At 37.5% G+C, this 19,013-nt stretch carries 20 protein-coding genes and 1 pseudogene; 12 read left to right on the top strand and 9 right to left on the bottom strand.

The window, feature by feature from the left end; genetic code table 11:
* Nucleotides 1-151: pseudogene (locus ACSC97_RS10505) on the top strand (IS4 family transposase); the annotation flags it as partial.
* 42 nt (nucleotides 152-193) lie between these two features.
* Here the strand turns inward: ACSC97_RS10505 and ACSC97_RS10500 are convergent.
* Nucleotides 194-1,918 (bottom strand): glutamine--tRNA ligase/YqeY domain fusion protein, encoded by a 1,725-nt coding sequence (locus ACSC97_RS10500; protein ID WP_436660843.1) that lies wholly within the window; start codon nucleotides 1,916-1,918, stop codon nucleotides 194-196.
* Nucleotides 1,919-2,087: 169 nt separating this feature from the next.
* Between ACSC97_RS10500 and ACSC97_RS10495 the strand changes: the two genes are divergently transcribed.
* The 3 genes from ACSC97_RS10495 (at nucleotide 2,088) to ACSC97_RS10485 (ending at nucleotide 4,131) form a co-directional block, all read left to right on the top strand.
* Nucleotides 2,088-2,597 (top strand): peptidylprolyl isomerase, encoded by a 510-nt coding sequence (locus ACSC97_RS10495; protein WP_004638567.1) that lies wholly within the window; start codon nucleotides 2,088-2,090, stop codon nucleotides 2,595-2,597.
* A 21-nt stretch (nucleotides 2,598-2,618) separates the two neighbouring features.
* Nucleotides 2,619-3,335, top strand: coding sequence for a UDP-2,3-diacylglucosamine diphosphatase (locus tag ACSC97_RS10490; protein WP_005402377.1), 717 nt, complete (start codon nucleotides 2,619-2,621; stop codon nucleotides 3,333-3,335).
* Nucleotides 3,336-3,477: 142 nt separating this feature from the next.
* On the top strand, nucleotides 3,478-4,131 hold the full coding sequence (locus ACSC97_RS10485; RefSeq protein ID WP_004955032.1) for an oxygen-insensitive NAD(P)H-dependent nitroreductase NfsB: 654 nt from the start codon (nucleotides 3,478-3,480) through the stop codon (nucleotides 4,129-4,131).
* Nucleotides 4,132-4,158: 27 nt separating this feature from the next.
* On the opposite strand, the gene ACSC97_RS10480 is transcribed toward ACSC97_RS10485, so the two are convergent.
* The 5 genes from ACSC97_RS10480 to tsaE form a co-directional block, all read right to left on the bottom strand.
* Nucleotides 4,159-5,019 carry a DMT family transporter gene (locus ACSC97_RS10480; RefSeq protein ID WP_129263239.1) on the bottom strand — a complete coding sequence of 287 codons (861 nt, stop codon included), beginning with the start codon at nucleotides 5,017-5,019 and terminating at the stop codon, nucleotides 4,159-4,161.
* A 79-nt stretch (nucleotides 5,020-5,098) separates the two neighbouring features.
* Nucleotides 5,099-5,593 (bottom strand): RNA chaperone Hfq, encoded by a 495-nt coding sequence (gene hfq / locus ACSC97_RS10475; protein ID WP_004912128.1) that lies wholly within the window; start codon nucleotides 5,591-5,593, stop codon nucleotides 5,099-5,101.
* A gap of 92 nt (nucleotides 5,594-5,685) precedes the next feature.
* Complete coding sequence (gene miaA / locus ACSC97_RS10470; RefSeq protein ID WP_404489364.1) at nucleotides 5,686-6,630, bottom strand: tRNA (adenosine(37)-N6)-dimethylallyltransferase MiaA; 945 nt, start codon at nucleotides 6,628-6,630, stop codon at nucleotides 5,686-5,688.
* Nucleotides 6,631-6,636: 6 nt separating this feature from the next.
* On the bottom strand, nucleotides 6,637-8,610 hold the full coding sequence (mutL, locus tag ACSC97_RS10465) for a DNA mismatch repair endonuclease MutL (RefSeq protein WP_436660839.1): 1,974 nt from the start codon (nucleotides 8,608-8,610) through the stop codon (nucleotides 6,637-6,639).
* Entirely contained in the window at nucleotides 8,600-9,076 is a 477-nt protein-coding gene (gene tsaE, locus ACSC97_RS10460; protein WP_042893077.1) for a tRNA (adenosine(37)-N6)-threonylcarbamoyltransferase complex ATPase subunit type 1 TsaE, read from the bottom strand. The genes mutL and tsaE overlap by 11 nt, the downstream gene beginning before the upstream one ends.
* A gap of 121 nt (nucleotides 9,077-9,197) precedes the next feature.
* Between tsaE and ACSC97_RS10455 the strand changes: the two genes are divergently transcribed.
* The 4 genes from ACSC97_RS10455 to ACSC97_RS10440 all read left to right on the top strand — a co-directional run bounded on the left by ACSC97_RS10455 (nucleotide 9,198) and on the right by ACSC97_RS10440 (nucleotide 11,378).
* Nucleotides 9,198-9,485 carry a hypothetical protein gene (locus tag ACSC97_RS10455; RefSeq protein ID WP_004962871.1) on the top strand — a complete coding sequence of 96 codons (288 nt, stop codon included), beginning with the start codon at nucleotides 9,198-9,200 and terminating at the stop codon, nucleotides 9,483-9,485.
* Between the two features lie 20 nt (nucleotides 9,486-9,505).
* Complete coding sequence (locus ACSC97_RS10450; protein ID WP_436660836.1) at nucleotides 9,506-10,420, top strand: pseudouridine synthase; 915 nt, start codon at nucleotides 9,506-9,508, stop codon at nucleotides 10,418-10,420.
* A gap of 110 nt (nucleotides 10,421-10,530) precedes the next feature.
* The gene (locus ACSC97_RS10445) at nucleotides 10,531-10,839 is read left to right on the top strand and encodes a type II toxin-antitoxin system RelB/DinJ family antitoxin (RefSeq protein WP_004912139.1); all 309 of its coding nucleotides are present in this window, start codon (nucleotides 10,531-10,533) and stop codon (nucleotides 10,837-10,839) included.
* 95 nt (nucleotides 10,840-10,934) lie between these two features.
* Nucleotides 10,935-11,378 carry a GNAT family N-acetyltransferase gene (locus ACSC97_RS10440; RefSeq protein WP_004912141.1) on the top strand — a complete coding sequence of 148 codons (444 nt, stop codon included), beginning with the start codon at nucleotides 10,935-10,937 and terminating at the stop codon, nucleotides 11,376-11,378.
* Here ACSC97_RS10440 and ACSC97_RS10435 read toward each other — a convergent pair whose 3' ends face one another.
* Nucleotides 11,379-12,092 carry a pseudouridine synthase gene (locus ACSC97_RS10435; RefSeq protein WP_436660833.1) on the bottom strand — a complete coding sequence of 238 codons (714 nt, stop codon included), beginning with the start codon at nucleotides 12,090-12,092 and terminating at the stop codon, nucleotides 11,379-11,381.
* Between the two features lie 247 nt (nucleotides 12,093-12,339).
* Between ACSC97_RS10435 and ACSC97_RS10430 the strand changes: the two genes are divergently transcribed.
* Both ACSC97_RS10430 and ACSC97_RS10425 read left to right on the top strand, forming a co-directional pair.
* Nucleotides 12,340-12,840, top strand: coding sequence for a hypothetical protein (locus ACSC97_RS10430; RefSeq protein ID WP_004955072.1), 501 nt, complete (start codon nucleotides 12,340-12,342; stop codon nucleotides 12,838-12,840).
* 127 nt (nucleotides 12,841-12,967) lie between these two features.
* Nucleotides 12,968-13,969, top strand: a complete 1,002-nt coding sequence (locus tag ACSC97_RS10425) for an LLM class flavin-dependent oxidoreductase (protein ID WP_419377946.1) — start codon at nucleotides 12,968-12,970, stop codon at nucleotides 13,967-13,969.
* A gap of 40 nt (nucleotides 13,970-14,009) precedes the next feature.
* Here the strand turns inward: ACSC97_RS10425 and ACSC97_RS10420 are convergent, their stop codons facing one another.
* Together ACSC97_RS10420 and ppsR are read right to left on the bottom strand one after the other, a co-directional pair.
* Nucleotides 14,010-14,726 (bottom strand): hypothetical protein, encoded by a 717-nt coding sequence (locus ACSC97_RS10420; protein ID WP_416688605.1) that lies wholly within the window; start codon nucleotides 14,724-14,726, stop codon nucleotides 14,010-14,012.
* Between the two features lie 70 nt (nucleotides 14,727-14,796).
* The gene (gene ppsR, locus ACSC97_RS10415) at nucleotides 14,797-15,633 is read right to left on the bottom strand and encodes a posphoenolpyruvate synthetase regulatory kinase/phosphorylase PpsR (protein ID WP_004912152.1); all 837 of its coding nucleotides are present in this window, start codon (nucleotides 15,631-15,633) and stop codon (nucleotides 14,797-14,799) included.
* Nucleotides 15,634-15,791: 158 nt separating this feature from the next.
* Between ppsR and ppsA the strand changes: the two genes are divergently transcribed.
* Nucleotides 15,792-18,170 (top strand): phosphoenolpyruvate synthase, encoded by a 2,379-nt coding sequence (ppsA, locus tag ACSC97_RS10410; RefSeq protein WP_004912155.1) that lies wholly within the window; start codon nucleotides 15,792-15,794, stop codon nucleotides 18,168-18,170.
* Between the two features lie 68 nt (nucleotides 18,171-18,238).
* Nucleotides 18,239-19,006: an RDD family protein gene (locus ACSC97_RS10405; protein ID WP_436660830.1), complete on the top strand. Its 768-nt coding sequence runs from the start codon at nucleotides 18,239-18,241 to the stop codon at nucleotides 19,004-19,006.
* The last annotated feature ends 7 nt before the right edge of the window (nucleotides 19,007-19,013 follow it).

Genomic DNA, 19,013 nt, shown 5'->3' with positions numbered 1-19,013 from the left:
TAAACACATGGCACAAGAAGGATGGAGTGTTCAGCGTTTACTGAGAATTATTCAGGTCAATTTATTTGAAAGGAAACTTTTAAGGTCACTCTTTGTGCCTGATAAAAAATGGCTAAAACAAGAAGAACCTCAATTGAGGTTCTTCTTGTGATATTTGTGGGACAGCAGTGGGATATTCCCCCTTTTTGCTGTCTTATTTCTTATCGACTTTAAAACTATCTTTCAAATCAAGAATGCGGTTGAATACAGGCTTATCAGCATTATGATCATGCTGATCTGCAACAAAATACCCTTCTCGTTCAAATTGGAAACGATCTTCAGGCTTTGCTTGAGCTAAAGCAGGTTCAATAACAGCTTGCACAACTTTTAATGATTCAGGATTAAGATTTGCCAAGAAGTCATCATCTGCATCAGGTGCCGCTTCAGTAAACAAACGATCATAGATTCGAACTTCAGCAGGTACGCCTTTAGTTGCTGATACCCAATGAATAACCCCCTTAACTTTACGCCCCTCAGGGTTTTTACCTAAAGTTTCAGGATCAATTGAACATTTAAGTTCAACAACTTCACCATTCGCATCCTTAATCACTTCATCACATTTGATCACATAAGCATGACGTAAGCGTACTTCACCATCTGGAATTAAACGTTTAAAACCTTTAGGTGGGATTTCTTCAAAATCCTTACGATCAATATAGATTTCACGAGTTAAAGGGATAATTCGCTCACCCATATCTACGTTTGGATGACGGGCATGCGTTAGATCTAACTCTTCAGCTAAATTCGTCAGAGTCACTTTAAGTGGATTTAGTACAGCCATTCCACGTGCTGCGGTATTTTCTAATGACTGACGAATACAGAATTCAAGCATTGCTACATCAACAATACCATCCGTTTTAGACACACCTACACGCTTACAGAAATCACGTAAACCTTCTGGAGTAAAACCACGACGACGCATACCAACAACAGTAGGCATACGTGGGTCGTCCCACCCATTCACATAACCACCCTCAACCAATTTACGTAGTTTACGCTTAGAGGTGATCGTATAATCCACATTTAGACGCGAAGACTCATACTGACGAGGAACTGCATCAGAGTGAACTTTTTCAACAATCCAGTCATAGAATGGACGATGATCCTGGAACTCTAATGTACATAAAGAATGTGTAATCCCTTCGATAGCATCAGATAATGGATGAGCATAGTCATACATTGGATAAATTTTCCATTTACCCCCTGTTTGATGATGTTCTGAATGTAATACACGGTAAAGGATCGGATCACGCATGTGAACATTTGGGCTAGCCATATCAATTTTGGCACGTAAAACAGCACCACCCTCCTGAATTTCACCGTTACGCATTTGTTCAAAACGCGCTAAGTTTTCTTCTACGGTAGCATCACGATAAGGTGAGTTCTTGCCTGGCTCTACAAAGTTACCGCGATTAAGTCTAATTTCTTCAGGCGTTTGCAGATCGACATAAGCATCACCCTGTTTAATGAGCTGAACCGCCCATGTATAAAGTTGATCAAAATAGCCAGAAGCATAACGAGGTTCACCATTCCAGGCGAAACCGAGCCATTTCACGTCATTGGCGATACCATCTACATACTCTTGATCTTCGGCATCAGGATTAGTATCGTCAAAACGCAGATTACATAAACCGTTAAATTCCTCGGCAATACCGAAATTTAGGCAAATCGCTTTTACATGACCAATATGTAAATAACCATTTGGTTCAGGTGGAAAACGTGTCACGACTTTCTGAGTACGACCTTCTTTTAAATCATCAGTGATTACTTGGCGAACGAAATCTAAGCCTGCCTGTTGTTCTTGCTGCGCAGCATCGACAGAGGCATGAGTATTCGTCGGGGTCTTTGGCAGTTCTGAAACAACATCATTTGGCTTCATAAGGTGTAAATCACTTCTTGCTTGTTAAAAAATAGAAAATTAAAACGCAAACTTTGGTTTTTATCAAAGATTTTAACGTTTTTTACTTGCCTTGTAGTTTACAGTTTGCTTATGCTTCTCTCAACCAAAAACCCATGGTCAATTTGCCCATGTTTAGGAGATTAATGTAATGAGTTTTCCTCAAGTCGAATTAAACACCAACAAAGGTCGTATTGTTCTTGAGCTTAACGCTGAAAAAGCACCAAAAACGGTTGCAAATTTCTTAGAATATGTACGTGACGGTTTCTATGACGGCGTAATTTTCCACCGTGTGATTGATGGTTTCATGATCCAAGGCGGTGGCATGGACGAAAACTTCAAAGAAAAAGCTACTCGTGATTCTATCGAAAATGAAGCTGACAACGGCTTAAGCAACGATGAAGGCACAATTGCTATGGCGCGTACGCAAGCTCCTCATTCTGCGTCAGCTCAATTCTTTATCAACGTAAAAAATAACTCTTTCTTAAACCACACTGGTAAAACAGCACAAGGTTGGGGTTATGCAGTATTTGGTAAAGTTGTTGAAGGTATGGATGTTGTAGCTGCAATTAAAGGTGTCCGTACTGGTAACCGTGGTTACCATGCTGATGTTCCTTTAGAGAATGTAGTTATCGAATCTGCTAAAATTATCTCTGAATAATTTTATCCAACAGGATTCTTTGTGACTTATCTGTTTATTTCAGATTTACACTTGTCACCTGATCACCCTCGACTCGTTCGAGGGTTTTTGGCTTTATTAAAAGAATATAAAAATAAAAACACTCAACTCTATATTTTAGGTGATTGGTTTAATGCTTGGATTGGTGATGATTATAGTGCCCCATGGCTAGATGAAATTATTACAGCCTTACAAGAATTCACAGCTGCGAATAATCATGTTTATTTCCAAGTTGGAAATCGAGATTTTGTTTTGGGTAAGAAGTTTTTAGCACTATTTAATGCTACGCTTTTACCTGATGTTTATATTCTAGAAATTAATCATAGGAAGTTTCGCCTCGAACATGGCGATGCTTTATGTACCGATGATGTTGCTTATCAACGTTTTCGCAAAGTGATACGTAATCCAATCTTATTGGGCATTCTAAAGAGCACACCTTTAAATTTTAGACAAAAACTTGCCAATGGTTTTCGTAAAAAAAGTAGTGAAACTAAACAACTAAAAAGTTATGACATTATGGATGTGAATCTGCATGCCGTTGAAAATGCAATTCATCAAGTAGATTTCTTAATCCACGGTCATACCCATCGCCCTGAAATTCACGAAGTTATTAATAAAAAGCGTATTGTCCTTGGTGATTGGCGTGAAGATACGGCTTGGATACTTGAGATAAATGAGCAAGAAAACTTTAAGCTCGATTTCAAAAAATGGTCATATTAATCGAGTAAATACGTAGAATTTTTTTGACTAACTTATTCACCGTTCGTAAAACTTAAATCTCTATAAAAAATCACATTTAGCTACTTTCGATGTAATTAATATCAAGTAAAATCATTAAAATTTATAATTGAGTGAAAGACGGATGGATGTTCTAGTTACTGCCAAAACACGCTATGCAACAAAGGCATATGATGCAGAGAAAAAAATTCCACAACAACAATTTGAAAAACTACTCGAAGTTCTGCGTTTCAGCCCTTCTTCAGTAAACATTCAACCTTGGCACTTTTTAATTGCTGAAACCGATGAGGCGAAACAAAGAATTGCGAAAGCCCTGACTGGTAATTATATTTATAATTCAGCAAAAGTTTTAAATTCTTCGCATACTCTTGTATTTTGTACTCGTACAGATATCAGCGCTGAATACTTAGAACAATTACTACAACAAGATGAACTAAATGGTCGCTTCAAAGATGAAACCGCAAAACAAGGTCAACGAGATACTCGTAAAGGCTATGTTGAGTTTTATCGCAATGAACTCAAAAATCTATCTGCTTGGATGGAGAATCAAACTTATCTTGCCCTTGGGCAACTACTATTCGCTGCAGGATTAGAAGGAATTGATGCAACCCCAATGGAAGGCTTTGATCGAGATACTATCAATCAAGAATTTGGATTAGCTGAAAAAGGTTTAAAGGCATCCGTTGTTGTTTCTCTAGGTTATCGTAGTGAAAATGACTTTAATGCAAAATTGCCTAAATCGCGACTGCCAGATCAAGTCGTATTCACTCGCTTATAATTTTAATTTAAGGGAGTTAAAGCTCCCTTAATTCATCATTGATTTAGCTAAACACAGCACTGCAAATATTCCAGTAAATAAACCAATCCATGTGTAAGTAGTTAGTTTTTCTTTAAACAACACTACGCCACTAACTACACCTAACATTACGACAAGAATATTCATTCCAGCAAATACGATTGCAGGTGACTCTTTAAAAATCATATGTGCTTTTACATACAAGGCAATATTCGCGAAATTTACCCCACCAAGAAGTAGACCCATAAATATATTTTTAGGTTGCCAATTTGGTTGCGCAAATGCGAGATAGCCAATTGATAAAATAAATGCAGCTATAAATGTTAAATTTAATGTCACTGCAAACTGCAGTCCTAAAGTACTGCTATATTTAAGCAATACATCAATTGCAGCATATCCAGCCCAAACACTTAACAGGAAAAGCACTGATCTTACACTGGTGCCTTTAAGCGATTTCTCAGTCGCCTGTCCAAAAATAATAGCGAAGACTGCGATTATCCCAACACCGACACCAATTAATTTTAACTGGCTAAATTGTTCTGAAAATATAAAGTAGGCCGCAAGTAAAGAAAGTACAACTGATAATCTTTGGGCTATTTCAGTTTTAAGAATTCCAGCAAATTGCAATGATTTAGCTAAGCATAAAAAAATGCTAGGGAGTAAAATAGCTAAAAGAAAAATAAGCCACCAAGGAGTATTCTGAATTGAGATATGCGTGATGTCAGTTTTAAACCAATAAAAACATAAGATGCTTGCACTCAAATAATTCCATGCGATCATTTGAAAGACATCAAAACCTTTTGTTTTTAAAAACTTTAATAAAATCGATACCAGTACACTGCAACACGCAGCGGCAATAATCATTTCCATAATATTTATTCTGACTTTTTAAACACAAAAAAATGCCAGTCTGAAATTAGACTGGCATTTTCTTAACGATCATTATCAATTAACGATTATTTTCGTCTTCTTGACCATCTTCGAATTTAGTTTCGCTGTCGAAGCCACCTTGATGACCACCAAAGCCACCTTGGCTACCAAAGCCGCCTTGACCACCGAAGCCACCTTGACCACCGAAGCCACCTTGACCGCCGAAGCCGCCACCTTGACCACCGAAGCCACCTTGACCACCGAAGCCACCACCTTGACCACCGAAGCCACCAGCAGCACCTTGACCACCGAAGCCACCTGTAGCACCTTGAGCTGGGAAGCCACCAGTACCTTGAGCACCAGCTGGACGAGGGTTACGCGCAGGAACAACTGTAGAAATAGCGTGTTTGTAAACCATTTGGCTTACAGTGTTCTTTAACAAAACAACATATTGGTCAAAAGACTCAATATGCCCCTGCAATTTAATACCGTTCACAAGGAAAATAGAAACTGGAATACGTTCTTTACGGAGAGAATTTAAGAACGGATCTTGTAAAGTTTGACCTTTAGACATTTTTAACTCCAAAAAAAATTTTAAATCAGCGCAAAAAAACTATCTTTATTTTTCAACTAAAAATTATAAAAAGACAGCCTGCGAATTTTGCTTTATCCAAAGAAGTTTCGCAAGTCTTCTTTCGCCTGCTTTATCGTCACGTAAGTTTTAAAATCGTGTATTTCTTGCAAAGAACGTAACCAAGTGTATTGACGTTTGGCAAGTTGCCGTGTCGCAAATAGCGCTTTGTTCTCCATTTCTACTTTATTTTTGAGACTTAAGTCACTTTTTAATAAAAAATCTAAAGCTTGACGATAACCAACAGACCGCATGGATGGTAAATTGTCATTTAAATCGTATTTAACAATTAGCTCCTCCACTTCATTCAAAAAACCAATATCCCACATTTTGCTCAATCTTTGCTCAATGCGTTTATGTAATTCTAACCGATCAGGCATCAAAGCGTAGTTATGAAAAGTGTAACGGTATGGTTGATTTTTAGGTTGTTCTGCTTGTAGTTTTGTTATCGGCTCGCCAGTTAATCTATACACCTCGAGCGCACGAATAATGCGTTGTTTATCCGAGACTTTAAATTTCTGCCCTGCAATTGGATCAACCGCTACTAATTCATCATAAACTGCTTGCCAGCCTTCTTGTTCTGCTTTTGCTACGATTTCTTCTCGCGTTTTCGCATCTGCATTAGGTAAGTTATCTGCAAGCCCTTCTAGCAATGCTTTGAAATAAAGCATCGTGCCCCCCACTAAAATCGGGGTCTTGCCTCTCTTGTGCATATAATCAATCAGTGGACATACATCCTCGACGAATTGCGCTGCAGAATAAACTTCTAATGGTGTAATAATATCAATCAAATGATGAGGATATTGTTCCTGCTCTTCTTTAGTTGGTTTTGCAGTACCAATATCCATGTCTTTATAAACTAAAGCTGAATCGACTGAAATTAGTTCAAAATTTCCACGCTCATAAAGTTCACATGCCAATGCTGTTTTACCACTTGCGGTAGGCCCCATTAAATTGATGACGGGCAATTGATTTGACATGTAGAACTACTCTCCTCGAGCAAATAATTTATCTAGTTGGTGAAGTGGGAATGCACGCCACGTTGGACGGCCATGGTTGCATTGACTCGCAAATTCAGTTTGTTCCATTTGACGTAATAAGGCATTCATCTCTGATAAACTCAATTGACGATGTGCACGAACAGCACCATGACATGCCATTCCTGCTAAAAGTTCATCACGTTTTTGCAATAAGCCTCTTGCTTCATCATTTGGATCAAGATCATTTAACAGCTCTGGAATCAGACGATCAAAGTCAGCTTTTTGTAAAATGGCAGGTACGCCACGTACAATCACTTGCTCATCACCATATTGGTTAATTTCTAAACCCAAACGCTGTAATTGAGGTTGTAATTCTTCAATTCGCACGGCTTGCATACGGGTGATAGAAACAACTTTTGGAATTAAAAGTTGCTGTGATGTCCAAAATTCAGGTTTATCCCATGCTGATTTCATTTGTTGCAGCAAAATACGTTCATGTGCGGCATGCATATCAACAATAATTAAGCCCTCAGTATTCTGAGCTAATATATAGATTCCATGAAGCTGCGCAATTGCGATACCGAGTGGAAATTCGTCTACTCGACTTTTAAATCCCTCTAAGTCACCATTTTTCACAGATGAAGTTTCTTCTTGCTCAAATGATGTTTTCTCATCTCGTAAAGGAGCGAGATAAGTTTTTAGTGCGTTATTGAGTTGAAATGAACCATTGTATCGCGGCTCTTGCGGTGCTGAATTATATTGCACAGCCTGTGGACGACTTTGATTAAACTCTGTGAGTAAATCAGTTGAAATCTGATTTTGCTCATTTATTGAGGATTCAGTTTCAACATGATTACGATGTAAATTAAATTGTTCTTGGTACTTAGGTTGCGATTGATAATTAAAATTTGTTGTGGATTCCTCCACTTTCATCGCTTGGGCTAAATCAGCACTTGCAGTTTGAAATTGTGACAAGGTTTCTTTTGCATAGTGTCGCACAAACTCATGAACTTCACGCTGATTCAAAAAACGTATTTCATGCTTCGTTGGATGTACATTTACATCAATATTTTCTGGATCAACTTCTAAAAAAAGTAAGTACGAAGAATGCTGATGACCATGCAGAATTCCGTCATAAGCCATTCTTAAAGCATGTGAAATTGTTTTATCTTTTACAATACGACCATTTACATACACATATTGCAAGTCTGCTTGAGCACGTGCATCAGATGGATGACCTAACCAACCTGACAAACGCATATTGATACTTTCAGCATCTATCCAATACGCATTTTGAATGAATTGTTGACCTAATAGTTGTTGAACACGTTGATAGCGTAACTCTCCACTATCTGCGACGGGTAAATTCAGGCGAATATTGTCGTTGTGTTCTAAAACAAAACGAATATCAAAATGAGTCAGAGCCAAACGGCGAACTATTTCTTCAATATGACCAAATTCAGTACTTGGTTTCTTTAAAAACTTACGGCGCGCAGGTACATTAAAAAATAAATCTTGCACACGAATATGTGTTCCTTTCTGTGCAGCGACAGCTTGAACTTGTTGATGATCAAACGCAGTACCATTCACTTCAACCTGATAGCCAATTCCTTGATCATCTTGACTACTGGTTAATGTTAAACGTGACACCGCAGCAATCGATGCAAGCGCTTCCCCACGAAAACCTAAACTGACAATTGCATGAAGATCTTCAGAAGTTTTAATTTTACTCGTAGCATGGCGCATTACAGCCAAAGGTAAATCATCTGAATGAATACCATGACCATTATCTATGATTTCTATCAGTGTTGAGCCACCTTGAGCTACGCGAATAATCAACTCAGTCGCACCAGCATCAATCGAGTTTTCTAATAATTCTTTGACCACTGATGAGGGACGTTCAATTACCTCACCTGCCGCAATTTGGTTCGCTAGTGCGGCATCGAGAGTATGAATACGGCGTATTGAATCATGCACCATGCAATTGTTCCTGCAAAGTTTCGGCTAGCTGCTGTGAATTTACATCTAATGTCACAAAACGAGTTAATTCATCATCTGATTTTTGTATATCAATAACAACATCAGCTTGTGGAATTTCATCACCACCTTTTGATGGCCATTCAAATAAAAATAATCCATTTGGCGTTTCAAGATAATCTCTAATACCCATTAACTCCAATTCATATGGATCATCTAATCGGTATAAATCAAAATGGAAAACTTCTTGACCATTGATGGTGTAAGGCTCAACCAATGTATATGTCGGGCTTTTTACTGAGCCTTGATGCCCCAAACTCTGAAGAAAGTAGCGTGTGAAAGTCGTTTTACCAGCACCTAGATCACCAATCAAATAAATAATGCCTGAACGAATCTGCTGAGATAAGACTTGTGCAAAACGTTGAGTGTCTTGTTCATGATTTAGGGTAAATTTCACTGAATACGACATGGCAAATAAAACAAAATTGGGATGGCAGCTATGATAACATTGCCCTGCTTTAAAGCCTAATCCGTAAAGAAAAGCTGCTACATTTTAATGCAATTATGATCTCAAAAATTAAAGGATCAATATGTCTTCTGAAGCTTTATTAATTGACTGTGCATGCCACGGTCAAAACTATGCTGCTGTCATATGTGGGCATTTAGTTCAAAATCATGGACATCCATTAGGATTTATTGAAAACGTTTCAGATCGAACCAATCCTCAAGGTTGGTGTTTAGCATGTGAATATGTTTTTACACAAGAACAAGAAATGACTGATGTATTTCGTAATTTCAACCAAATGGCAGTAGTGTGTATTGAATGCTATGACAGCATTAAAAATAAACACAATATCTACCCACATCCTTCAGTTTAAATTACCTACTTTAATATCTTATGATGAAAGCAGCAAAATCACTATTTACTCCTCCGTTAATAAATGGTGTTAGTGCCAGTAAAGTCTTTCTACCCAATGATGTCTCTGAATTGACTATTTTTGAATACTTATGTGTTCAATTCCCTCATATACAAGCAATAGAGTGGCAACAACGCTTTGAGGATGGATTAATTTATGCCTCAGACGGTATGAAATTAAGTATTCGAGATAGGTATACGCCCAATACTTTTATTTTCTATTATCGTTTTCTGGCGCATGAAATACATGTGCCATTTGAGCATCAAATTCTATTTGAAGATGAACATTTGCTTGTCGTAGATAAACCACATTTCCTGACGATGTCTCCAACAGGTCAATACGTTCAAGAAACATTATTGGTAAGACTAAAAAAACAAACGGGATATGCTGAACTAACACCAATACATCGACTTGATCGTGAAACTGCAGGCATAGTGCTTTTCTGTAAGAAAGCAGAATCACGTGGAATCTATCAGCAACTTTTTGCCGAACGAAAAGTACAAAAAACTTATCATGCTATCGCTGCATATCGACCAGAAATCAAATTTCCAATGTCTTTGGAATTACACATGGAAAAAGGTCATCCTTTCTATACCATGCGAGTGAACTATGACAAAACAGCAAATACTGAAACATTTATAGAATTACTTGAACACAATTTCCAACATGCTAAATATCAACTTTCACCCAAAACTGGAAAACAACACCAACTTCGGGTGCATCTCAATCATCTAAATATTCCTATTCTAAATGATCCTTTTTATCCAACCGTACTACATAAAGCAGACGATGACTTTAATCATCCACTTCAACTGTTAGCAAAAGAAATTAGTTTTATTGATCCGATCAGCAATTTACAAAGAATATTTAGATCAAACTATGAATTGACATTGTAAGTATGACGTAATGACAAAAAAAGCATTATTTCAACTCAAAACGATTGAATTTAGCTTTTGATCGTTTAAAATACCTAGCGATAATTAAAAAATATTTGGTCATATTTTTCATGAGAAAAACAGAAGTTTATCAGGTTCGTCTTGATTCACAGGAAAAGAAACAAGCTTTTGCTGTCTTTAAGCAGTTAGGTATCTCCCCTGCTCAAGCAGTTCGACTTTTCTTCAAACAAGTAGTTTTGACAAAATCCATCCCGTTTGCGATTGAAAACCAAAACATCAACATGGAACAGTTACTCAAATTAAGAAAATCAAAAAATGCTACGACCGCTGATCATTCAACATCTACAGACATAGAAGATGACCATGAAGATTTGTTTGAAGAACTAAATGCTTTGCTTGGTGAAAGTGACAAAAGTTAACAATGTTGCATTTTTAAACAAGTTTTTAATTTTTAAGCTGAATCTTTTTAGATATTCTGACAATCCAAATAAAATTATAACTCAAGGATTTAGGAATGATTGTCAAGAGAGCAACACGCGAAGACCTAGAACAACTTGCTGTTTTATTTGATGAATATCGTCAATTTTATGGTGCCTCTGCAAACATTAAGCAATCCTACCAATTTTTGAAGCACCGATTTGACAATAAGGAAAGTGTTATCTTTATTCACGTAAAAGATAATGTCTTTACAGGATTTGTCTTACTTTATCTTGCGTTCTCATCAGTTGCTTGCGAAACCTACTATATTTTAGATGATGTCTATGTAACCCCATCCTACCGTAAACAAGGTTCGGCAAAACAACTCATCGACACCGCTATTTTATTTGCAAGACACGAAAATGCTTTACGCATTAGTTTAGAAACTCAAAAAAACAATATTGAATCTCATCGACTTTATGAGCAAATGGGTTTTATGCGGGATGATGAGTTCAACACCTTTCATTGCTTCCTCAAATAATTACTTTTCCAGTGCAATATTATGACTAAGCTGTTTTTGTGTAGCAGATAAATACAGCCACTCACCCTCTGGAATTTTTGGCAATTCTAATAAACCAACTTGATGACGATGTAAATCTTCCACCTTATTCCCTACTGCAGCTAACATTCGCTTAACTTGATGATAGATGCCTTGGTGAATCGTCATAGAAAGCTGATGTTCAGAAAATAAATGAACATCCGTAGCAGCGTAAATTCCTTTTTCATTTCTCAGCTCAACACCTTGTTCTAAAGCCTGTTTTTGCTCTAGTGTAATAGGGTCTGCTGTTGTGACATGATAAACTTTTGGAACATGTCTACGCGGATTGGTCAAAGCTTGCAAATATTGACCATCATCAGTTAATAGTAATAATCCTGTTGTATCCTGATCTAACCGCCCAACACATTGAATACCACGATGTAGAAGAATTTCGGGAAATAAACTGAATACGCTTTTATGATGCGTTGCTTGGTGAGAACACTCATAACCTTTAGGTTTATTTAACACCATATAAACATTCTCGCGAAATAAATACTCTTCGCCAAAAACTTCAAAACTTAAATGTTCTGTTGGGAAATTTTGCTTCGGATTATCACAAATTTGGTTTTCAATCGTCACTGAACCATTTTTGATAATTTGTTGACAGTATTTTCGAGAACCAAACCCTTGCGATTGCAAAATTTTTTCCAACAACATCTTTTAAATCCAATCAAAAACTCCGTTTATTGTACTCTATTCCTTACCGATACTGCTGTATGTTAAAATGTATGTATATCCAATATAGGCAATCTTCACAATTTCTCCATTTGTAATACAAGCGATACAAAACCCTTCTAAAAGAATCAAACTCTGAGGCTTGCACTCCATATTTTGGCTCAAAATTCTTGTTACATTTGTTTCAAGCAAAAAATATTGTCCCAAAAAATGGACAAGGAGTTTCGATATGAAATCTAAAATTTGGTTATACAGTACTATTATTGCAACCTCATCTATGCTGTCTGTTGCTCATGCGGATAATTCAACTCGTGTTGCTGCGACTTCAGCACTGGGTAGTGTTGTTGGAACTGCAATCGGTCAACAACTCGGTGGCAATACTGGAGCTATGATTGGTTCAGCGATTGGTGGTGCAGGTGGTGCAGCCGCATCAAGTAATAAACGCGATCGAACTGAAGCTGCTATTGGTGGAGGATTAGGTGGTGTCGGTGGTTATACTGTAGGACGTAATGTTGCAGGAACAAATGGCGGTTATGTAGGTGCTGCTCTAGGTGCTGCTGGTGGTGCTGTTTTAGGTCAAAAAGTAGGTCAAGATCGTGATCTAGACAATCGAAGATATGATGACCGCTATGAAAATCGTCGCTCATACGATGATAGACGTTATTACAACTCTCGTTACAAATACCGTCACGACAATGGTTTACACCGTGGTTGGTACAAAAATCGTTGATTTTAAATATTTAATATGAGCACCTTCGGGTGCTTTTTTTATTATTGAGGCAATATATCGAAAAATTTCGATATACATCAAAAACAATATATCGTATTATTTCGATATATTATTTTAGGTTATTTCGATGAAATCATTACAAGAGATAAAGTTTTCAGTTTTGGAGCTGGCACCTGTTCGCGAAGATAAAAGTATTGAGTTTTCACTTCATCATGCACTTGAACTCGCACAACATGTAGAGCAACTAAATTACGAACGTTTTTGGCTAGCTGAACACCATAATATGGATGGTATCGCAAGTTCCGCTACTGCTGTTCTTTTAGGTTTTATAGCCGCACACACGCAACATATTCGTTTAGGCTCTGGTGGCATTATGCTGCCTAATCATGCACCACTCGTTGTAGCTGAACAGTTTGGTACCCTAGCAACACTTTACCCCAATCGATTTGATTTAGGCTTAGGTCGTGCGCCTGGCACAGACCCTTTAACTATGCGAGCACTTCGACGTGGTCGCCAAGAGACTGAAGACCAATTCCCTCAGGATGTATTAGAAATACTGCAATATTTCAAAGCGCCTCAACCCAATCAAAAAATTACTGCCACACCTGGACAAAATACTCATGTACCCGTTTGGCTATTGGGTTCGAGTCTGTTTAGTGCTCAGTTAGCAGCGAAACTTGGGCTTCCTTATTCTTTTGCATCACATTTTGCTCCACGCATGCTAGGACAAGCTATTCAACTTTATCGCGACAATTTCCAAGCTTCTGAATATCTTGATCAACCGTATGTATCAATGGGTATTCCAACTGTTGTTGCATCTACGGATGAGGAGGCCCAATATTTAGCAACTAGTTCTTATCAACGTATTTTAAACTTGATTCGTGGTGATAGTTTAAAACTTAAACCTCCTGTTAAATCGACTGAAGGTCTTGCAAGTAGCGCTGAACAACTAGCTATACAAAACTTTTATGCGATGGCTCAAATTGGTTCGAAAGATACTGTTCAAGTAGGCTTAAGTAAAATTATCCAACAATATGATGTTGATGAGTTTATTTTCACGTGTGATATATACGATACCCAAAAACGTTTAGACAACTTTAGCCTACTGATGGAAATTAAACAGAGTTAAGTACTCTAAATTATGAAGTAAGTATGACTTAGAAAAATACTTACTTCACTGTACCCAAATATTGATAAGCTGCATCTTTTTTGACATATCTTAAATACTTATTTAGTGGTTTGAAATTTTGGTTTAATAAAAGAATATCTATGGTACTCAAGTCTTTACTGATACGAATATATTCAGGCTCATCATTGCTGCCCATATGATGATTACAATCATAATCAACTGTAATTTGATCCAACAACGATTTCTTGGTTTGAAAAATCTTTGTAACCTCCACCTCCCCTGATGCTAATAATTTAAAGCCTTGAATAGCATAGGTTCCAACACAACTGCTTCCTTTATAATAACTTTCAATCAAATAAATTGGCTGTTTGTTCAACAAACTTTGTTTAACATCCAAAATGAAACCAGTCTCAATGGGAGTAACTACATTCTTTCCGTAAATAAGTGTTTGTGAATAAGAAGAGAACTCCCCCATTGTTCCTCCTCCACCGATATCGAAGTTATAAAATTTTATTTTTTTGTCAGGAGAATAATGAGTTCTCAAATTATAGTGATCTTGAAATACAGGAAAAGAGTAACTAAAGCTTGACTTATCATTTTGGATTTTAGCCACTATCTCAGTCTCTATTGACTGATTCACATCATAAAAAGATTTGTCTTTATAATTTTTAACTACCCTACTTTCAAACTGGGCTAAAGTCTCGGCATGAATGATTGAGCTAAATATTAATACAATAAAAATGAAGATGTTTTTCATTTTATCTGTCCGTTTTTCTTATTAGAAATTTGAGTATAGATTTTTTATCTATACTCAATAAATATTCATCTTATCCAATACGACGTTTTAAACCCGTCATCTGTAAAACACGCGTTGAAATTTCCTCAATCGACATTTCAGTCACATTTAAGTATTTAATCCCTTCAGAAATATAAATACCTTCGATCGCACGCAACTCCATTTGGCATTGACTAAAACTCGAATAACGACTATTCGCTTTACGTTCATTGCGAATCGCAACCAAACGCTCAGCATCGATCATTAAGCCAAACAATTTATTCTTATGTTCTTTGAGAATTTTAGGCAAACGATTGTCGTCTAAATCTTCTTCTGTAAGAGGATAATTCGCAACACGAATACCAAATTGCAGAGAAAGGTAAATTGAAGTTGGTGTTTTTCCTGAACGCGATACTCCGATCAAAATAATATCTGCTTTATCATAATGTCGAGTTCTTGCACCATCATCATTGTCTAGCGCAAAGTGAACCGCATCAATACGAGCCTTATAATATTCAGAATCCGTTACTGCATGTGTTTGACCAACTAAAGTCGTTGGTGGTGTCCCAAGCTCATCAGATAATTTACTGATTAAGCCTTCAAAAACATCCAAATTTACAGCTTTTGCTGTGTTGATGATTTCTCGAACATGTGGATCAACCAAAGTGTCAAAAACAAGGGGCAAAGAACCATCTCTATTTTGACAAGCATTGATCTCAGCAACAACGTTCATCGCGGCTTCTTCAGTGGTGATATAAGGCATAATATGAATGTCAAAATCAACGTTCGGAAATTGAGCAAGTAGTGAATGCCCAAGGGTTTCAGCCGTAATCGCTGTACCGTCTGAAATAAAATATACGCTCCGTTTAATTTCTTTACTTACGGGCATCAAAATTCTCCTTAAACATTTGTCTTAGTGCTCTATAATCTTTATAGTAAACTCATCTAACATGACTGTCGCTTAGTAAAACGGTTAATCTAGGCACTTTCGTATAATTTCATACCAATGATGGTCATTCATACTGCAAAAAAAGTGGAGTAAATACTTTGGAAGCGCGCGTAATCGGTCTGGAAAAATTAGGGAAACACGATGTCGAACTCGTAGGTGGGAAAAACTCATCTTTGGGTGAAATGATCAGCCATTTATCCAATGCTGGTGTATCGGTACCTGGTGGCTTCGCAACAACTGCTGCTGCCTATCGTGAGTTCTTGGATCAAAGCGGTTTAAACGCTCGTATTCAGGCTGAACTTGCACAACTTAATGTAGATGATGTAATCGCACTTGCTGAGACTGGTGCAAAAATCCGTAAATGGATTGTTGATACTCCACTGACCGCCGCATTAGAAAAAGAAATCCGCGAGGCATTTGCAGTACTTTCAAACGGTAATCCAGACATCGCTGTAGCTGTACGCTCTTCTGCAACTGCAGAAGATTTACCTGACGCATCATTTGCAGGTCAACAAGAAACTTTCTTAAATATTCGTGGTATCGATAATATCCTGATCGCGATTAAAGAAGTTTTTGCATCTTTATATAACGATCGTGCGATTGCATATCGTGTACACCAAGGCTTTGAACACAGTGTTGTTGCGCTTTCAGCTGGTGTTCAACGTATGGTTCGTTCTGAAACTGGTGCTGCAGGTGTTATGTTTACACTTGATACAGAATCTGGTTTCCGTGATGTTGTATTCATTACAGCCTCTTATGGTTTGGGTGAAATGGTTGTACAGGGTGCAGTTAACCCTGACGAGTTCTACTTATCTAAGCCACTTTTAAACAATGGCAAACATGCAGTATTACGTCGTAATCTTGGTTCTAAACACCAAAAAATGATTTATGGTGAAGAAGGTTCTGCGGGTAAATCTGTTGTTGTGGTTGATGTAGAAAAACCTGAACGCCAACAATTCGCATTAAATGATCATGAGCTTCATGAACTTGCAAAACAAGCATTAATCATTGAACAACACTACGGTTCACCGATGGATATCGAGTGGGCAAAAGATGGTGATGATGGTCAAATCTACATCGTTCAAGCACGTCCAGAAACCGTAAAAAGTCGCCAAAATGTCGGCACAATGGAACGTTACCTGTTAAAGCAACGCGGTACAGTTATCTGTGAAGGACGTTCTATTGGTCAACGCATCGGTTCAGGTAAAGTTCGCGTCGTAACTTCGATTAAAGAAATGGATAAAGTACAAGACGGTGATGTACTTGTATCTGACATGACTGACCCAGACTGGGAACCAGTAATGAAACGTGCTGCTGCGATTGTAACTAACCGTGGTGGTCGTACATGTCACGCAGCCATTATTGCTCGTGAACTTGGTGTACCTGCAATTGTTGGATGTGGTAATGCAACGGAAGTATTAACTGATGGTCAAGAAGTCACTGTTTCTTGTGCTGAAGGTGATACAGGCTTTATTTATGAAGGTGCGTTAGACTTTGAAGTTCAACGTAACTCTATTCATTCTATGCCAAAACTACCGTTCAAAATTATGATGAACGTTGGTAATCCAGACCGTGCATTTGACTTTGCACAAATCCCAAATGAAGGTATCGGTCTTGCACGTCTCGAGTTCATTATTAACCGAATGATTGGCGTCCACCCTAAAGCTTTATTAAATATTGAAAGTTTGCCACGCGAAACACGTGCAGCAGTGATGACACGAACTGCTGGCTACACCTCTCCGATTGAGTTCTATGTTGAAAAATTAGTTGAGGGTATTTCAACTCTTGCTGCTGCATTTGCGGAAAAACCAGTCATTGTTCGTATGTCTGATTTCAAATCAAATGAATACGCAAACTTAATTGGTGGTAAATTATACGAACCAGAGGAAGAAAACCCGATGTTGGGTTTCCGTGGTGCAAGTCGTTATGTATCAGATAACTTCCGTGACTGTTTTGAGCTTGAATGCCGCGCATTGAAAAAAGTGCGTGATGAAATGGGCTTAACTAACGTACAAATCATGATTCCATTTGTTCGTACAGTTTCTGAAGCAAAACGTGTTATCGAACTACTTGCTCAAAATGGCTTAAAGCGTGGTGAGAATGGTTTAAAAATCATCATGATGTGTGAATTACCAACCAATGCTTTATTGGCTGAACAATTCCTTGAACACTTCGATGGTTTCTCTATCGGTTCAAATGATTTAACTCAGTTAACACTAGGTTTAGATCGTGATTCAGGTATTGTCTCTCACTTGTTTGATGAACGTGATGCAGCAGTTAAAGCGCTTCTTTCAATGGCAATTCATGCTTGTCGCAAAGCAGGCAAATACGTTGGTATTTGTGGTCAAGGCCCATCTGACCATCCTGATCTTGCTAAATGGTTAATGGAACAAGGTATTGAATCGGTGTCATTGAACCCAGACTCAGTACTTGATACTTGGTTCTTCCTTGCAGAAGAGCAGATCAAAAAGGCTTAATCTTTATTAGAAAAAGACCCTCTTTCGTAGGGTCTTTTTTCATCTTTAGTTCTTGAGATTTTAAAATTATGCAAATTTACTTGGCTCGTAACAATCAACAAGCTGGACCTTACAGTTTAGAACAAGTAAACCAAATGCTCGCAAGTCAACAAGTTTTACTTACTGACTTAGCATGGCATGAAGGTATGACTGAATGGAAAACTCTTGGAGAATTAACTCAAGGCAAACTTGTATACGAACCTGTAGGTTATTCACCTTTTAATACACCAATTAAAAATGAAGCTGAAAATTCAAGCTTCAAAATTAAAGTTGAAACGAAGTCTGATGAATTTGAACTGGCGTCATTTGCGTCGCGTGCGTTGGCAAAAATATTGGATCTAATGCTATGGCTACCGATGGCAGCAATTCCCTCTTTCTTTTTTGATCAAAGCCAATACACTCAATTGTTTGAAATTCAAAAACAATTACAGGCTACAGACGTAGCATCTAGTAAAGCTGTTGAACTGCAACAACAACTTATTCAATTAATTCCAAATGAAGCATGGATCAGTATTTTTGCATATCTTATTATCATGTTGATGTTACAGGCATTCATGATTGCAAAATCAGGTCAAAGTCTTGGAAAGAAAATTGCCAAAATCAAAATCGTTGATGCTGAGACAACCACAAATGTAAGTACAATTCGTGCTTTTTGGGTGAGAAGCATACTTTTCATCATTCTGAATCTACTATTTATGCCTTTTATCACAATTATTGATTATGGATTCTTCATGTTGAACAAAAAACGTCAAACTTTGCACGATAAATTAGCCAAAACGAAAGTCGTAAAGCAATAAATAACTG

This window comes from Acinetobacter sp. P1(2025) (assembly GCF_051390655.1).
Taxonomy (GTDB): Bacteria; Pseudomonadota; Gammaproteobacteria; order Pseudomonadales; family Moraxellaceae; genus Acinetobacter; species Acinetobacter junii.
This window is presented reverse-complemented; position numbering and strand designations above follow the sequence as displayed.

Bases quoted from the DNA above. Each gene is read 5' to 3' on its own strand.
- ACSC97_RS10500 (WP_436660843.1), bottom strand. From the start codon at position 1,918: ATGAAGCCAAATGATGTTGTTTCAGAACTGCCAAAGACCCCGACGAAT.
- ACSC97_RS10495 (WP_004638567.1), top strand. From the start codon at position 2,088: ATGAGTTTTCCTCAAGTCGAATTAAACACCAACAAAGGTCGTATTGTT.
- ACSC97_RS10485 (WP_004955032.1), top strand. From the start codon at position 3,478: ATGGATGTTCTAGTTACTGCCAAAACACGCTATGCAACAAAGGCATAT.
- ACSC97_RS10480 (WP_129263239.1), bottom strand. From the start codon at position 5,019: ATGGAAATGATTATTGCCGCTGCGTGTTGCAGTGTACTGGTATCGATT.
- hfq (WP_004912128.1), bottom strand. From the start codon at position 5,593: ATGTCTAAAGGTCAAACTTTACAAGATCCGTTCTTAAATTCTCTCCGT.
- miaA (WP_404489364.1), bottom strand. From the start codon at position 6,630: ATGTCAAATCAATTGCCCGTCATCAATTTAATGGGGCCTACCGCAAGT.
- mutL (WP_436660839.1), bottom strand. From the start codon at position 8,610: ATGGTGCATGATTCAATACGCCGTATTCATACTCTCGATGCCGCACTA.
- tsaE (WP_042893077.1), bottom strand. From the start codon at position 9,076: ATGTCGTATTCAGTGAAATTTACCCTAAATCATGAACAAGACACTCAA.
- ACSC97_RS10455 (WP_004962871.1), top strand. From the start codon at position 9,198: ATGTCTTCTGAAGCTTTATTAATTGACTGTGCATGCCACGGTCAAAAC.
- ACSC97_RS10450 (WP_436660836.1), top strand. From the start codon at position 9,506: ATGATGAAAGCAGCAAAATCACTATTTACTCCTCCGTTAATAAATGGT.
- ACSC97_RS10445 (WP_004912139.1), top strand. From the start codon at position 10,531: ATGAGAAAAACAGAAGTTTATCAGGTTCGTCTTGATTCACAGGAAAAG.
- ACSC97_RS10440 (WP_004912141.1), top strand. From the start codon at position 10,935: ATGATTGTCAAGAGAGCAACACGCGAAGACCTAGAACAACTTGCTGTT.
- ACSC97_RS10435 (WP_436660833.1), bottom strand. From the start codon at position 12,092: ATGTTGTTGGAAAAAATTTTGCAATCGCAAGGGTTTGGTTCTCGAAAA.
- ACSC97_RS10430 (WP_004955072.1), top strand. From the start codon at position 12,340: ATGAAATCTAAAATTTGGTTATACAGTACTATTATTGCAACCTCATCT.
- ACSC97_RS10425 (WP_419377946.1), top strand. From the start codon at position 12,968: ATGAAATCATTACAAGAGATAAAGTTTTCAGTTTTGGAGCTGGCACCT.
- ACSC97_RS10420 (WP_416688605.1), bottom strand. From the start codon at position 14,726: ATGAAAAACATCTTCATTTTTATTGTATTAATATTTAGCTCAATCATT.
- ppsR (WP_004912152.1), bottom strand. From the start codon at position 15,633: ATGCCCGTAAGTAAAGAAATTAAACGGAGCGTATATTTTATTTCAGAC.
- ACSC97_RS10405 (WP_436660830.1), top strand. From the start codon at position 18,239: ATGCAAATTTACTTGGCTCGTAACAATCAACAAGCTGGACCTTACAGT.